The following is a 15,175-nucleotide window of genomic DNA, read 5'->3' as shown; positions in this document are numbered from 1 at the left end:
CGTGCGCTTCATGGAGGGGAAAAGAGGATTTTACTTAATAAGCCCCTTGGTTGCGCCGAAAAGAAAGGGAGGTCTATTCACTAAATCCCCAACCGCTTTCACCAAACGCAGCAGCAGCTCCGCAAATGCCGAACCAGCCAGACACAACTTCCCCCGTGCAGACAGTGGCCAGCGCCATCGTGCAAGGAATCAAGTCCGGAAAGCTCGAACTCCCCGTAATGCCGGCGGTAGCCAGCAAGATTCTAGCCCTCACCAACGACCCAAACGCGGATATGGCAGAGCTCTCCAAGCTCATCCATAGCGACCAGTCTATCGCGTCCCAAACCCTCCGCATCGCCAACTCCGCGGGCTACGCCAGCGGCGAGCCCATCGTATCCCTCCAGCAAGCCGTCACCCGGCTCGGCATGAAACTGCTCGGAGAAATCGCGATCGCCGTCTCTATCCAAAGCGACATCTTCAAGGCCCCAGGCTTCGAGAAACAGATCAGAAGTCTCCTGCGCCACGCTCTCGCAGCCGGAGCCTACGGAAGGGAAATCGCCCGCAAACGGCGCCGCAACGTCGAGGGCCAATTCCTCTGCGGATTGCTCCACTCCGTCGGTCGCCCCATCGCCCTGCAACTGGTAGCGAAAGTTCAAGACCGGCTCGGGATCACGCTCGAAGACCAGGAGCTCAAGCAAATCGTCGCCGGGCTCAGCCCCAAGGTCGCCACCAAGGTCGCCATCGACTGGAAGTTGCCCAAGCAGCTCCAAATCACCACCGTCTACTACAACAACTACGCCGCCGCGCCCACCTTCAAAGACGAGTGCGCCGCTACCTACCTCTCCCAACGGTTCGCCAATTGGATCGTGAATCCGGTCGGCACCAATATCATCGAACTCGGACGGGACCCCGTCGTCGAATACCTCAACTTCTACCAAGACGACTTCCAGGAACTCCTCACTAAAAAAGAAGATGTCAAAGCGGTGGTGTCCGCCATGGAACTATGACCCCTGACGAAACCTTCGACCTCATCGTCATCGGCTCCGGCCCCGGCGGCCAAAAAGCCGCCGACCAAGCCACAAAGTCCGGCCTGAAAGTCGCCATCGTCGAGCGGGAGCGAGCCGTGGGCGGAACCTGCGTGCACCTCGGTACCATTCCCAGCAAGACCCTGAGAGAAGCCGCCCTCACCATCACGACGCTCAAGCGAAACGCCGACGTCTTCGACTTCAAGCTCAAGGACGACATGGAAGTTTCGACCTTGATGAAGCGCCTGGACTCCGTCCTGCAATCCTACACCTCCTTCATCTCCAGCCACATCGGCTCCACCGGCGGAAAAGTCTTCCTCGGCCGCGCCAGTTTCGTGGACTCCCATACCGTGCTTGTCACCTCCGTGAAGGGGACTAAGACTGTGCTTCGCGGAGAAAACATCGTCATCGCCTCCGGGTCCCGCCCTCGTACGCCTCCCGAAATACCAGTCGACCACGAACATATCCTCGATAGCGATTCCATACTCAGCATGATCTACCTTCCCCGGTCGCTCACCGTGATCGGCGCCGGGGTCATCGCCTCCGAGTACGCATCCATTTTTTCACTACTCGGCGTCGAAGTCACCATGATCGATCGCACCCCGCGGCCTCTGATGTTCATGGAGCCCGAGCTCACCGCCAAGTTCCTCGACAACTTTACCCGCAACGGAGGCAACTACATCGGCAACGTCAAAGCCACGAGCGTCGAGTGGAACGGCATGCAAGTGCGCACCGTTCTGGACAACGGACAAGAGCTCCTCAGCGACAAGATGCTCGTAGCGCAAGGCAGACTCGCTAACGTCGAACCGCTCAACCTGGGCGCCATTCAGCTCGCCCAAGGCCGCAACAACGTTATCTCCGTCGACGAAAACTACCAAACGTCCGTACCCAACATTTATGCGGTGGGTGACGTGATCGGCCCTCCGTCTCTCGCCTCCGTATCCATGGAGCAAGGACGTCGCGCCGTGCACCACATCCTCGGCAAAGACTCCCACCACGCCATCGAACTCGTGCCTATCGGCATCTATTCCGTTCCGGAGCTTTCCTCGGTCGGACTTTCCGAAGAGCAGGCCCGGGAAAAATACGGCGACCACATCATTATCGGCAGAGCCAACTTCGAAGAAGTCGCCCGCGGCCAGATCGCCGGCATCCAAGACGGCATGCTCAAGATGATCGCCGATCCGCAGGGCAAGAAACTGCTCGGCGTGCACATCGTCGCCGAGGGAGCCACCGATCTCGTGCATGTTGGCGAGATGGCAATCCTCAACGGCAACGACATCGATATCTTCCTGGAGAACATCCTCAACTTCCCCACCCTCGGCGAGGCCTACCGCATCGCCGCCCTCGATATCGCGGCCAAACGCAGCAAGCGCCACAGCAAACGCCACCAGCCACGCATCCAAAAGCTGATCGACGAAGCGGAACTCAACTAAGGCCACGGAGCGTCGACATTTTTTACAGATATTGGCTAATTACGCATTGTAAACGACTTGCGTAAGCTGCACTCTGTTTTCCGAACATGTGCGGTCGTTACACTCTGAGAAAAGGTTTGAGCAATGTTGCCGAAAAGTTGGGCGACTACCTGCTCGAGGCTGCTCCGGAGTCAGTCAGCAGCATCGGTCCGCGCTACAACATCGCCCCCACTCAGAACAACTTGGTGCTGCGCCAGTCCTTCGACAATCCCGATCGCTTGCAGGCAGCTTACCTGCGCTGGGGTCTCGTGCCCAGCTGGTCCAAAACCCCGCAAACGCAGGCTCCCATGATCAATGCCAGATCCGAGACGGTAGCCGAAAAGCCCTCTTTCCGGGCAGCCTTCCAAAGGCGCCGCTGCCTAGTGCCGGCCGACGGGTTCTACGAATGGAAAAAGACCAAAGGCCTCAACCAGCCCTACTTTTTCAGCATGGCCGACGATTCGGTCTTTCTCATGGCCGGCATTTGGGAAACCTGGCAAGGCGACCACAACCAACGCTTCGACAGCTACACCATTCTCACCACCCACGCCAATTCGCTCATGGCCAAGTACCACGAGCGCATGCCCGTGATCCTTTCCGGAGAAAGCCTAAAAACATGGCTGGAGCCCAGCGTCACCCAGCTGGGAGCCACCGAGCGCCACGAGCTCTTCGCCCCTATCGACGCCGCTCTCATGAGCTGCCGACCAGCAAATCCAGCCGTGAACAACAATCGCAGCGAGGGTCCCAAATGCCTCGAAGCGCCCGAGGAAAAACCCATTCCACAGCTCGACTTGGATATTTGACCGGCTTCCGCCCGAAAGCGGAGCACCAGATCGCCAGATCCAATCTTCCGTGGCCCATCGCTAAAGTCCTGCCAAAAATTCCAGAGCCACCTCCTCATGCCAGGCGCAGCCTAGCCTTCGCTTCCCCGGAAAGCCGAGATGCCCGCCCCTGTCGGGAAATACCGAATACAAAGCTGGGCTTGTCCGAGCGATTTCCTTCGGGAAGCAGGCATCCGACAAAAACGGGTCATTGCGTGCATTGATCAACAATGAAGGAACCGCAATGTCTTGCAGCCAGTTCAAGGCGCTGCACTTCCGCCAGTAATCTTGGGCGCTGGCGAAGCCGTTGAGAGGAGCCGTGTAGCGCCCGTCAAATTCTTGAAAGCTCTTCAATTCACGTACGCCCGTCGCGTCCAATTCTTCTGGATACACCTGAGCCTTCGCTTCCACTTTCTGACTTAGCAAGCGGATAAACCGCTTCATGTAAAAACGGTTCCCAGGTCCGCCAATTTGCAAAGCAGACCCCTGAAGCTCCACCGGAGCCGATACCGCGACCGCCCCTGCCACCGCGGAGCTAACAGCCCCTAGGTTCTCCCCCATATACTTGAGGACCACGTTCCCTCCCAAGCTGAAGCCAAAGAGAAAGATGCGCCGATACCGCGTCGCCAAAAACAGCAGGACCTCACGCAAATCTCCCGTCTCGCCACTGTGATAAAAACGCAAAGCCCGATTCAGCTCGTGGCTGCAGCCCCTCATGTTCATCGCCACAAAATCCCATTCCCTCCGCCGCAATGCTTTCGCCAAGCTCTTCACGTACGGCGCCGTGGAAGATCCCTCCAAGCCGTGCAAGGCCAATAGGCATGTATCGAAACTTTCCTTACCCTCGTAAATCGCAGTATCTAAGTCGACGAAATCGCCATCCGCCAACTCCACGCGTTCCCGGCGATAAGGAACCGAAAACCGGCGGCGACTCAGGTTTGGCACGATGGTTTCCATGTGCTCGCCTCTCAGCAGGACGGGGCAACGGTAGGGACGGCAATCAAGCAATGGCATGCGATTTCGGATACAATCCCACTGGGCCCGCCACTCAAGGCTACAACGCCCCACGTCACCGCTTTTTTGCGCCGCCACGCTATAGCGTACTTGCTGACCGCCCTACTATTTGTCTTAACAAGCAGCCATGGAGGAACGGGACGAACAGACTCAGCCTGTTAGCAGCGCCTTCGACCGCGACATCAGCCGGTTGAAGGAAATGCACCCGAGCGATATCGCAGAGGCGATCGAAGACCGCGAGCTGAGCGAAATTCGTAGCGTCCTGCGCGAATTCAGCGACGAGTACGTCGCGGAGATCCTGACCGAACTGCCACAGGAGATACAAACCGACCTCATGGAAAATATGAGGCTCGATCGCGTGTCAGAGATCATCCCGGAGATGTATTCCGACGACGCGGCCGACGCACTCGGACAAGTCTCTCCCGAGCGACTGAAATCCATCATGGACCAGCTTCCCGACGCGGACGTCGAGGAGATCACCACCTTGCTGGAATACCCCGAGGATACCGCTGGCGGTATCATGAGAAAGGAGGTGCACACCGTGCTCACCTCCATGGCCCTTTCCGAAGCCCGCGAAGCCATTCGCCGCGGTGAGGAGGAAGATCAAGATAATGCCCTCTACGTGTACGCCGTAGACGAAAACGGGCGTCTGCAAGGCGTGCTTCGTTTGCGCGACCTCCTTTTCCGCGACCTGCGGCTGAAGGTCTCTTCAGTTATGATCACCGACGTGCGATCCATCAGCGTCAACGCCGACCAGGAGGAGATCGCCAACATTTTCCAGAAGTACAACTACCTCGCCCTCCCCGTCGTCGACGACTTCGGCAAATTGGTCGGGCTCGTGACCTCGGACGACGTCATCGACGTAATCCAAGAAGAAGCCACCGAAGACATGCAGCGCATGGTCGGTTTGAGCGGCGAGGAAATGGTCACCACCCACTGGAGCCGCTCCGCCAAAAACCGCATTCCCTGGCTGCTGGTGAACCTCGGAACCGCCTTTCTGGCCGCTTGGGTGGTTTCCATGTTCGAGGATACCCTCGTCAAGTACGCCATGCTCGCCGCATTCCTGCCCATCGTCGGCGGCATGGGAGGGAACGCCGGAGCCCAAACCCTCACTATCGTCGTCCGCTCCCTTGCCCTCGGCGAAATCGAGGACAACGAATGGCGACGCGTTCTCATCAAAGAAATCCTAATCGGCTCAGTGTCCGGCGTGGTCATCGGGGCGACCGTGGGCCTCATCTCTTGGCTTTGGATGGGGAGCTGGGTACTCGGAGGCGTCGTCTGCCTCGCGATGCAGCTCAACCTGCTTGCCGCCGCCCTTGCGGGCGTTATGGTTCCCATCGGCCTAAGAGCCGTGAAAGTCGATCCCGCGCTCGCATCCTCCATCATGGTCACCACCGTGACGGACGTGATGGGCTTCTTCCTCTTCCTTAGCCTCGCGAGCATTGCCCTAAAATTTCTCGCCCTGTAAAGCGGCGAATTCCGCCTCGCTGAGCGACCCAGTAAATTTCCCGCTAATCAGACTCGCAAATGGCTCAGTTACAGCGAATTGTTCCGATTAACCGAAAGGCGACACTTCGCCGTAACGCACACTCCTCACACGCTTAGCTCCTGGTAAACTCCAAGACCACACCCAAACACCCAGTAGGAGCAACGAGCCGCCCGCATCAAGAATCCCACAAAAATGTCCGTTTCTGTACCCGTCGGAAAAATCCACGAATTCCTAAGTTCATCACTGATCAAGGTGATCGGTACCATGGCCAGCATGGAGTGCAGCTGCCTCGGCCATGAATCGTATTCCGGCAAACAAGCTTTCAGCCCGAAAATCGACCCCGCGAGGGACGACTCGAAGAGAATGTTCGCGTCCTCCGTCGGGTTCGCAGGCGAAATCAACGGCGTCTGCTACCTCTTCATGACGGAGAATTTCGCCTACGGAGCCGGAGCGAAGATCACCGGGCTGGACCGCGAGGACCTCGACGACGATGTCGTGCGCGACGTCTGCGGCGAGCTGACCAACATGTTCGCTGGCACCTTCAAGAACAAGCTGGCCGACCTCGGACTCCCTTCCACCTTGACCCTCCCAACCGTCGTGCAAGGCAAGCGCATGGCCATCAGCACTGCCGGCACTGCCGAACAGTACCGCTTCACCTTCGAGGTCAACGGGCTGAACATCTACGCCGACCTGCTCCTGCGCAACCGCACCTGAACGCGCACGGTTAATCCTGTCCGTTTTTCGGACGAATCTGGTAAGCGCAACGCCTCGCCCCCGACAGCAGGTGCTCCACGCGCTCAACCGTGCAACCCGGCCCCAGCACCCTCTCGAACACCGAAAGCTCCCGATCGCACAAGCCCTTGCAAGCGCTGGCCGCCGCGCAAATGGGGCAGTGGTTTTCCACCAGCGTAAAGACGCCATCCTGCTCGCTCGCCTCCGCCATGTAGCCTTCCTCGCTCCGCAAACGAGCCAAGGCCTGCACCCGCGCGCTCAGCGACTCGCAGTCGGCGACCTGCCGACCGTAGTTGCGAGCTTGCTCGTCGCCCCGCTCATCAAGCAAGCGATCCATCGCATCGTCACCCAATACGTTTTGCACATTGCTCAGCAGGTCCAGCATCAAGTCCCGGTGCCGGTCCGGAAAGTGACGAGCCGCTGCCGGAGCGAGCGACCAAAACTTGCTGGGGCGCCCCTTTCCTCTAGCCCGATCGATCGAATTTACGTCGCCGGCCGCCTCAAGCTCCTGCATGTGCTGGCGAATCGCCATCGGCGAGACTCCCAGAGCCTCCGCCATCTGCAAGCTGGTGAGTTCGCCCTGCAGCTTGAGCATGTCTAGCAAGGCGCGGCGGGTCGCCCAAGTGGCCCCTTTGTAACTCCCATTCTTCAAAGGCATGCCATTAACCAAGCTTATTCTTTCTTAAAGATCGAGCCCAAAGCTGACTGCCGGGAGCAGACGCGGATAAGCCCTTTCCTCCAACTAGTTTCCCTGAGCCAGCGATAATCGTCCGCCCTATCGACAAACGCATGCCAAGCGCTATAGTAAAAAAACGGTAAACGCCGTTTTCACTGTAAGATAGCATGGACGACCTACTGATAGTCAGAGCCTCGGATCGCGTAAGAGTTCGCCCGAGCCGCCGCCGGGCCCAAACACCCATGGGAGCGAATCTCGGCCTAGTACTGGGCGCCTCCTTCGCCGCTATCGGGGCAACTGGCTTCGCCCAAAATCCAGCCATCGGCGGAGCCTTCGGCCTCGCGGTGGGCCTCGCCTTAGGAGGCATCCTCGGAAACCTGCTGAAGCCGCGTTCCCGCAGATCAAGCGTTTACCCGAAATCGCATTACAATGGATTCCCTTCCACCGACGTGGAAGAGGAAAATGGCAAGGACGCTTAGCGCCGCGGCTAGGCCAACGTCATCTCCACCGGGCAATGGTCCGAGCCCATGACATCCGGCAGGATCCGGGCCGCTTTCAGTTGCGGGCGAAGCGCCTGCGAAATCAAGAAGTAGTCGATGCGCCACCCCACGTTCCGAGCCCGAGCTCCTGCCCGGTAGCTCCACCATGAATAGTGCCCCTTCCCCTGAGTGAACTCACGGAAGGTGTCCACAAATCCGGCAGCTACGATGTTGTCGAACCCGGCCCGTTCCTCGTCGCTGAATCCTGCGTTCTTGCGATTCGTCTTGGGATTCGCCAGGTCGTCCTCCGTATGGGCTACGTTTAGGTCTCCGCAGAAAATCACCGGCTTGTTCGCTTCTAGATTTTTCACGTACGCAAGGAAGTCGCGGTCCCACTCCATGCGATAGTCGAGACGCTTCAGCTCGTTTTGGGCGTTCGGGGTGTAGACCGTCACCAAATAAAAGTCCGGATACTCGGCCGTCACCACGCGACCTTCGCCATCGTGCTGCTCCAACCCCATCCCATAGAAAACTGACTCAGGTTCCTCGCGAGCGATGATCGCCGTGCCGGAGTACCCCTTCTTCTCCGCTTCGTTCGCCAGCACCGTCACGCCGCTTCCCCAGTCGAAATCCTTCACGATATCGGCCGTCGCCTTCGTTTCCTGCAGGCAGATAAAGTCAGCCCCGCTTGCCTCAAAAAAATCCATCGCGCCCTTCTTTACCGCGGCGCGGATACCATTCACATTCCAAGAAACGAACTTCATTCGCTTGGTCATACCCCCGAACCGACTCGCTTCAAACCGAAAGAAAGAGAAAACCGGCGACGGCATCTAGCGCTGGACAAGCAAAGGCCTCCCCCTAAAGTGCCAGCCTACCTATCCAATGAGCGCCGGACAACACATCCCTTTGGGGCAAGCCATTCCCGACTCCCTGCACGCCGTGTCAGTGAGCATTCCCACCATGGCTGACGTGATCGGCTACGAGGAAAAACGCCCTGCGACCATCCAGAAGCTCAAGGCGGGCTACCCTCGCTTCGTTTTGCACACTTGCCTGCGCGAAATCGAGGCCCACTGGAAACGGCTCTTCGATACACCCGAGCATTCCATCTGGCTCACCTCCTCGGAAAGCATGGCCAAGCGCCTGCAGAACCACCTAGCCCCGGCCCCTAGCAAGCTTGTCAAACATAGAGGCGTATCCGGCTTGCGAATACCTACCGACGCCGATCTCGACCAGAAGGCGAAAAGCTACCTGCAGCACGTCGGCGGCTTCCTCTCTGGGCGCCAAGCCGAGGACTACCTAGTCGCCGAAGGCCTACGAGACGCGGCGGAACCAGAGCCCTTGTTCGCCGGGGAAGATGCTGCTGCCGCGATCCTAGAAACGCTCTCCCCGCTTCTGGGCACCGAAACAAGCTCCATCGTTCTTTCCAATACCGGCATGAACGCGTTCTTCGCTGCCTTCGAAGCGGTGCGCTCCATCCAGTCCCCTAGAGGCCGCTCCTCTTGGATCAAGATCGGCTGGCTCTACACCGATACCATGCACATCCTCGACAAGCTTAGCGGACACGATGCAGCGAATGTTGAGCTACTCGATATTTTCGACCTCGACCAGCTCGAGCAAGCGCTTCTCGAGCGAGGAGACCGCATCGCCGGCATCGTTACGGAAGCGCCCACCAATCCCCTGATTCAAACCATGGATTTGGAGCGTATCCGCAAATTGGCGACCCAACACGGAGTCTACCTCCTGGTCGATCCCACGGTTGCCTCTCCCGCGAACGTCAATGTGGAGCCTTACTCCGACATCATAATCAACAGCCTCACCAAGTACGCCGGCAACGAAGGCGACGTCATGCTGGGGGCCGTCGCGGTCACCGACCAGTGCCCCGACAAAGACGCCATCCTCGACTTCATAAAAAATGACGTCGAGCCCCCCTACGCGCGCGACCTCGCCCGCATCGCCTATCAACTGCCCGCCTATGCGGAGCTCGTCGGAACAGTAAACCAAAACACGGCCGAAGTAGTCGCGTTTCTCAAATCACATCCGAAAGTCAAAGCCGTTCACTGGGCTAAGGAGAAACGTTCGCGCTCGAACTTCCAAAAAATCGCGCGCCACCCGGACGCCATCGGCGGGCTCATCTCCTTCGAAGTGAAAGCCGACTTCGGCGCGTTCTACGACGCGACTCCACTTCCCAAAGGGCCCAGCTTCGGCATGAAGTCCACCTTGCTCTGCCCGTACATCTTTCTCGCCCACTACTCCTTGGTCAACACGGAAGAGGGTCTAAAAACACTCGAGAAAGCAGGCATCACTCCAGAGCTCATGCGACTCGCGGTCGGAGACGAGCCCGTTTCAGAAATTATTTCCGCCCTCAAACAGGGGCTAGATTCGTAAGCCTTCCACCCATCGAAAATCGCATGTCACGACCAGATACCGGCGTCGTCCACTACGACCTCCCATCTCCCTACATCCCTCACCCGTGCGGCCTGCTGCACCTTCCTCGCTTCATCGCCAAGGCCAAGAAGGCCGTCAAAGGCGAACTCGGGAAGTCCTACCAACGCAACTACAAGAAAGGCTTCGACCGCTTTCTTTGCCTCCACCTCGGCATCGATCCTGACGATGTGGAAAACATTGTCCGCGAGAGCGCCGACGACGAGGAAATCGAACGCCGCCTTGCAGCAATCCTTCCCGAGGACCTCAAAGTCGCCAAATGGAACCGTGAAGTCGTGCAAAAAGGACTCAGCCCCATGGGCCGCGAAGCCCTCGACGCCGCGAAAAAGAAAATGGGAATCGAGGACCGCGAAGACCTCATGACCTTCGCCGACATGATCGAGTTTGACGAGGAGAGGATCCCCTAGCATACACAACAAACGGGAGCGACTCTCCAACCAACTCCTCCACCCCTCGCCTCTTGTATTCATGCCAGCAAACTCCGAAAAGGACCTACTAAGCATCGGCAGCCAAAACGCAAAACGCGGAGGCTGCCACCAACTGGAATTCGCAGGAGATCACGTGGTCACCGCCCGCGTTCCCGTCCTCCCTCTCCACCTCACCTTCACCCTTCCGTCCGGGGCCCGCATCTCCGCAAAAGCCTTCGCCACAAGCGACGGCAAAGCCGTGGCTCGCTGCTACCTGCCCGAGGCCGGCGAATGGAAATGGGAGGCCAAGAGCTCCGCAGGCAAAGGCGTCGCCAGCGGACACATACAAGTCGACGAAACCGACCTGCCAGGCAAGCTCCGCGCTTCCCAACAAGACCCGCGCCAATTCGTCTACGACAACGGCAGCTACTTTCTCCACAGCGGCGACATCGCGGAAACGCTCCTCCAAGCCGGCGAAGAAAATTGGCGAGCCTACATCGACCAAGCCGCTCAAGCCGGCTTTACCAAGCTGCGTGTCCGGCTCGCAGCAGCCGCGGACTCAGCCGCAAACTTCTACGACACTCATCGCAAACAGCTGAACCTGCCCTTCTGGGACGAGGTCGAAAAGAGACTGCTCTACGCCCTCAACCGCTACCCACGCATGCAGTTCCAGCTCGACCTCTTCGCCGAGGATCGCGACGAGCTGGACCGCTTCGAGGAGGGCGACCCGCTCACGCATCTCGCCGTGAGCTACATCACCGAACGTTACAGTTCGCTGGCAAACGTCCACTGGAACTTGGCCTCGAAAATCGACCCCGCGAAGGACAGCGCCGTCACCCTGCAAGCCCTCTCCCGCTTGGGCAAAACGATCTACGAGCAATCGCCTTGGCACTCGCTCATCACCTGCGGACAACCTCGGTACGCCAACTTCCTCTTCGACAGGGAAAAGTGGTGCGCCTACGCCTCCCTTTCCTCTCTGGGACAAGTGGATGGCTCCTACGTCGCCCAAAACGCCAGCCTCACCCGCAAGCCACTCGTCCTCGACCAGGACAGAGCCGAGTACCAGCTCGCCCCACTGCAACCACGCTACTACTTTCGCCGCCTATTCTGGGGCGTGCTGCTTTCCGGCGGACACCCCACCTACCAAGGTCTCGACACCAGCGGCCAAGGGCGCGGCCACCACGCCGGCATCGTCGGCTACTACGACGCCTGCCACTCCGCTCGCCTCAAATCCGGAGCGCACGACCTCCTGCACATCCAAACTTTCATCCGCGAAACCTGCGGCTCCCTCGTCGGCTGGATCCCCGACGATGCCCTCGGCGGCAACAAGCCCCTGCTCGCCAAAGGCATGCGCTCGCCCAACAGCGACCAGTGCATCATATACATCTCCAACCCCGACGCCCACGAGGGGCACTCCGGCAAAAAGGGCGAAGGCTTCTATTCCGACCAAAATGCGGGCGCCAGCGACATCTTCACCACGTTCAATTTGGAGCTCCCCTTCGCAAACGGAACCGCTCGCTGGTTCTCGCCCACGACAGGCGAATGGAACGGACAGGTGGAGATCACCAAGGCGTCCACCATATTTCTCACGCCCGAGCCGGGTGACTGGGTTCTGTGGATACAACGCGATTAGCGCATAAAGCTCCGGCTGACTGGCATTTCCATCAGCAAATATCGCTTTAGCCATTCGACAACTTACGCAGCCTGCGCCATTATTTACCTTCAATGGAACTGCCTTTAAAACGCGTCGAAGAATTTCTCCATACCCGAGTCCCACTCTCCAAAGCGATCAATTGCCAAGTCGTCGAAGCTACCGACAAAGCGCTAAAACTATCCGCACCCAAATTCGTAAACACCGTCACCGACGACGGATTCTCGGACACTAGCGTGCTCAACCTTTGCAATCTCGCCAGCTGGGCTTTCCTGCAAATCTCCCTGCAACGACTCAACTACAAGCCCTTCACCAGCCTGACCCAAGCCAATCTCTCCAAAAACCGGGAAATCGACTCGAACTCAGGAAACATATACGCCACCTGCACCTTGCCCGGAGACAAGGAATGGCAGCAGTTCCTTCGCATGCTCTCCCGCAAGGCGCGAGCAAAGGTCAGTCTCGTCACCACCCTAAGCGACGAACTAGGCGAGACCTCGAAGTTGACTTGCGAATACGACACGCGCGACTTGGATCCCGCATAGCTCCCAGCTCCACGCTCGGACTCCCCACCCAAACTGCGTCCATGCAAAAGCAAGAAATAGTCGACCTCATTATCAAGACCATCGCGCAAGAGCTCGATTCCGCCTCCAAAGCAGCTCTCGAAAGCGCCCACGAAGCGACCGACGAAGAATCGCGCCCAGAAAACAAATACGATACCCGAGCCCTCGAAACGTCCTATGTCGCCAGCGCTCAAGCCGGATACGCCAAGGACCTCAAGGCCGCTCTCCAAGCCTACCGAAACCTCAGCCTTCCCAAGGAACCCCACAGCGGACCCGCCGCGATCGGTTCGCTGGTTACCACGCTGGGCAACGCCGGCCGCGAGCAGTTCTTCATTGGCCCCGCTCGCGGCGGACTCGAAATCGCGACCGAGGCCGGCTCCATCACCGTACTGACGCCCAAGTCGCCGCTCGGCCATCAGCTCATCGGCAAGTCACTGGGCGGCAGCGCCGGGGACCGACGCATCCTGCGCGTCGAATAAACGGACGGGCTTCCAAGAAGCGCTCGCCAATCCCTACGGAATACGGATTGTCGCGCCCACCCGCAAGCTGCTCTCGTCGGGGATCACGTCCCGATTCGCGTTCAGTATCTCCCGCCAACGGCTTCCATCCCCGTAAACGAGACGGGAAATCTTGTACAAGGAATCACCCGCTTGGATCGTGTAACGACGCTGAGAGTCCTCAACCTGACTCACCGGCTCGGAACGCGGCGTTTCCATCCGCGGCGACGTATCCGCTCTCAGGGTACGGACAGGCACCGACTCCGCAGGCGGCTCGTAAGCCACTTGCTCGCTCGCGCCATCGTTCAAACGATTGCGCGCGGACACCAATTGCCGCTTGAGCACCTCGTTCTCCGATCGCAGCGCCTCAATCGTATCCAAAAGCTTGAGACGCTCAAGAGGATCCTTGTAGACCTTGGCGTCGAAAGTCATGGCGAATTCTTTCTTGGCCGCCTTGATCCTCTCTTGCACGAGCTCGATTCGCTCGGAAGCATCCTCGCGATCGCTTCGCTTAAGCAAAGCCTCGTAGTGCTTGAAATGGTAGATTGCGGAAACCGGGTCGCGCAGGTGCTTCAGGTAAATGTTGCCCGCATCCAAATGCGACTCGGGAGCATTGCCGTTGCGACGTTGGATCAATTTCAGAAAATTCTCCAAGGCTTCGTTCTCCATGCCACGAGCGTACAAGTCGCGAGCGCGGCGAAAGATCGGATCTTCGTCCTCATTCAACACTTCGAGCGAACTCTGCTGGGAACAGCCCGCCGCAAAGAGGAAGCCCACGAGGGTCATCAAAAAAAATCTGGAAGCCTTTGCCCTTAGCGTCATTTAGTATCGTCTCTCCGTGCATAAGACAGCAACCCGCCGCCCGTTTCCAAGTCCTAAATAACGAATACACAGAATTGAGCCCCCTCCTCATGGAAACAACTGAAATCATCGCCAAAGGCCAACGCTGCCTCGATATCGAAATCGCCGCCCTGCAAGCCACCCGCGACGCCCTCGGGGTCGGATTCGCCGAAGTCGTTTCCATCCTCCACCGGACCCTCGCCCGCGGGAACAAGCTCATCCTCAGCGGCGTCGGCAAGAATGCCCACATCTGCCAAAAGCTAGTCGGCACCCTGAACTCTACCGGAGCCCCTTCCACTTTCCTCGACCCCGTGCAAGCCCTGCACGGCGACCTCGGCCTCTGCCGCCAAGGCGACACCGTGATCGCATTCAGCAACAGCGGCGAAACCGCCGAACTCCTGCGCTTCCTTCCCATGGTACAGCGCTTCGACGTGCAAACCATCGCCGTCACTGCCAAGACCGAATCCAGCCTATCCCAACTCTGCGACGCCACCCTCGCCTACATCGCCGATCGCGAGGCCTGCCCCCTCGAGCTCGCCCCCACCGCCAGCACCAGCGCCGCCATGGCCATCGGCGACGCCGTCGCCATGGTGCTTCTGGAACTCAATTCCATTTCCCGCGAAGATTTCGCCAAGTTCCACCCTGGCGGCGCCCTAGGCCGCGTGCTCTCCCCCAAGGTCGACGAAATAATGCGTCCGACCCATCGACTCGCCGCCCTCCCCAAGACCGCCACCTGCAAGGAGTGCCTCGCGGAAATGTCCGCCAAGAGCTCCGGCTGCGTCGCCTTGATGGAGCAGGACGGCACCCTCGCCGGCATCATGACCGACGGAGACATCCGTCGCTACATCCTCAGCCACCCCAATTTCCTAGAGAGTCCCGCGAGCACCGTGATGACTTCCAAGCCCATCACCATCGCCAGCGGATCCTACGCCGCACAAGCACTCAAAACCTTCGAAAAGCACAGCATCGACGATTTGATCGTTGTGGACGATGCCAACCGCCCGATCGGCATCATAGACGGGCAGGACCTTACCAAGGTCCGCGTCGTTTAGGCCTTCGCTCCCACGGCTCGCACTCCGCCCGAACCCAAGAGAGCTCGCAAACGCATTCGG

16 protein-coding genes are annotated in these 15,175 nt (G+C 58.8%); 12 read left to right on the top strand and 4 right to left on the bottom strand.

The annotated features are described in order from the left end of the window. Positions 1-125 precede the first annotated feature (125 nt). The 3 genes from IEN85_RS20175 to IEN85_RS20165 all read left to right on the top strand — a co-directional run bounded on the left by IEN85_RS20175 (position 126) and on the right by IEN85_RS20165 (position 3,258). On the top strand, positions 126-986 hold the full coding sequence (locus IEN85_RS20175) for an HDOD domain-containing protein (protein ID WP_191618910.1): 861 nt from the start codon (positions 126-128) through the stop codon (positions 984-986). Next, positions 983-2,437: a Si-specific NAD(P)(+) transhydrogenase gene (sthA, locus tag IEN85_RS20170; protein WP_191618909.1), complete on the top strand. Its 1,455-nt coding sequence runs from the start codon at positions 983-985 to the stop codon at positions 2,435-2,437. The genes IEN85_RS20175 and sthA overlap by 4 nt, the downstream gene beginning before the upstream one ends. An 86-nt stretch (positions 2,438-2,523) precedes the next feature. Beyond that, positions 2,524-3,258, top strand: coding sequence for an SOS response-associated peptidase (locus tag IEN85_RS20165; RefSeq protein WP_224772749.1), 735 nt, complete (start codon positions 2,524-2,526; stop codon positions 3,256-3,258). A 60-nt stretch (positions 3,259-3,318) separates the two neighbouring features. Here IEN85_RS20165 and IEN85_RS20160 read toward each other — a convergent pair whose 3' ends face one another. Further along, positions 3,319-4,290: a YheT family hydrolase gene (locus tag IEN85_RS20160; protein ID WP_191618907.1), complete on the bottom strand. Its 972-nt coding sequence runs from the start codon at positions 4,288-4,290 to the stop codon at positions 3,319-3,321. 127 nt (positions 4,291-4,417) lie between these two features. Between IEN85_RS20160 and mgtE the strand changes: the two genes are divergently transcribed. Then, complete coding sequence (gene mgtE, locus IEN85_RS20155; RefSeq protein WP_191618906.1) at positions 4,418-5,758, top strand: magnesium transporter; 1,341 nt, start codon at positions 4,418-4,420, stop codon at positions 5,756-5,758. 213 nt (positions 5,759-5,971) lie between these two features. Further along, the gene (locus IEN85_RS20150) at positions 5,972-6,493 is read left to right on the top strand and encodes a chemotaxis protein CheX (protein ID WP_191618905.1); all 522 of its coding nucleotides are present in this window, start codon (positions 5,972-5,974) and stop codon (positions 6,491-6,493) included. A gap of 10 nt (positions 6,494-6,503) precedes the next feature. Here the strand turns inward: IEN85_RS20150 and IEN85_RS20145 are convergent, their stop codons facing one another. Beyond that, positions 6,504-7,169: a helix-turn-helix transcriptional regulator gene (locus IEN85_RS20145; RefSeq protein WP_191618904.1), complete on the bottom strand. Its 666-nt coding sequence runs from the start codon at positions 7,167-7,169 to the stop codon at positions 6,504-6,506. Between the two features lie 185 nt (positions 7,170-7,354). Between IEN85_RS20145 and IEN85_RS20140 the strand changes: the two genes are divergently transcribed. Continuing rightward, positions 7,355-7,666, top strand: coding sequence for a hypothetical protein (locus tag IEN85_RS20140; protein WP_191618903.1), 312 nt, complete (start codon positions 7,355-7,357; stop codon positions 7,664-7,666). Between the two features lie 8 nt (positions 7,667-7,674). On the opposite strand, the gene IEN85_RS20135 is transcribed toward IEN85_RS20140, so the two are convergent. Further along, complete coding sequence (locus tag IEN85_RS20135) at positions 7,675-8,430, bottom strand: exodeoxyribonuclease III (RefSeq protein ID WP_191618902.1); 756 nt, start codon at positions 8,428-8,430, stop codon at positions 7,675-7,677. Positions 8,431-8,548: 118 nt separating this feature from the next. Here IEN85_RS20135 and IEN85_RS20130 point away from each other — a divergent pair, with 118 nt between their 5' ends. The 5 genes from IEN85_RS20130 to IEN85_RS20110 all read left to right on the top strand — a co-directional run bounded on the left by IEN85_RS20130 (position 8,549) and on the right by IEN85_RS20110 (position 13,205). Continuing rightward, positions 8,549-10,051: an aminotransferase class I/II-fold pyridoxal phosphate-dependent enzyme gene (locus IEN85_RS20130; protein WP_191618901.1), complete on the top strand. Its 1,503-nt coding sequence runs from the start codon at positions 8,549-8,551 to the stop codon at positions 10,049-10,051. Between the two features lie 23 nt (positions 10,052-10,074). Further along, positions 10,075-10,515, top strand: coding sequence for a DUF5069 domain-containing protein (locus IEN85_RS20125; protein ID WP_191618900.1), 441 nt, complete (start codon positions 10,075-10,077; stop codon positions 10,513-10,515). Positions 10,516-10,576: 61 nt separating this feature from the next. After that, the gene (locus tag IEN85_RS20120) at positions 10,577-12,148 is read left to right on the top strand and encodes a DUF4038 domain-containing protein (protein ID WP_191618899.1); all 1,572 of its coding nucleotides are present in this window, start codon (positions 10,577-10,579) and stop codon (positions 12,146-12,148) included. Between the two features lie 92 nt (positions 12,149-12,240). Then, entirely contained in the window at positions 12,241-12,708 is a 468-nt protein-coding gene (locus IEN85_RS20115; protein WP_191618898.1) for a YiiD C-terminal domain-containing protein, read from the top strand. Between the two features lie 41 nt (positions 12,709-12,749). Continuing rightward, positions 12,750-13,205, top strand: a complete 456-nt coding sequence (locus IEN85_RS20110; protein WP_191618897.1) for a transcription elongation factor GreAB — start codon at positions 12,750-12,752, stop codon at positions 13,203-13,205. Between the two features lie 33 nt (positions 13,206-13,238). Here IEN85_RS20110 and IEN85_RS20105 read toward each other — a convergent pair whose 3' ends face one another. Next, positions 13,239-14,009 carry a LysM peptidoglycan-binding domain-containing protein gene (locus IEN85_RS20105; RefSeq protein ID WP_191618896.1) on the bottom strand — a complete coding sequence of 257 codons (771 nt, stop codon included), beginning with the start codon at positions 14,007-14,009 and terminating at the stop codon, positions 13,239-13,241. 125 nt (positions 14,010-14,134) lie between these two features. On the opposite strand from IEN85_RS20105, the gene IEN85_RS20100 reads away from it, so the two are divergent. After that, positions 14,135-15,115, top strand: a complete 981-nt coding sequence (locus IEN85_RS20100; RefSeq protein ID WP_191618895.1) for a KpsF/GutQ family sugar-phosphate isomerase — start codon at positions 14,135-14,137, stop codon at positions 15,113-15,115. Positions 15,116-15,175: the final 60 nt, after the last annotated feature.

It is taken from the genome of Pelagicoccus enzymogenes, from assembly GCF_014803405.1.
Lineage (GTDB): Bacteria > Verrucomicrobiota > Verrucomicrobiia > Opitutales > Opitutaceae > Pelagicoccus > Pelagicoccus enzymogenes.
Note: the sequence above shows the minus strand (reverse complement) of the source record. Positions and strands in the feature narration are given on the sequence as shown.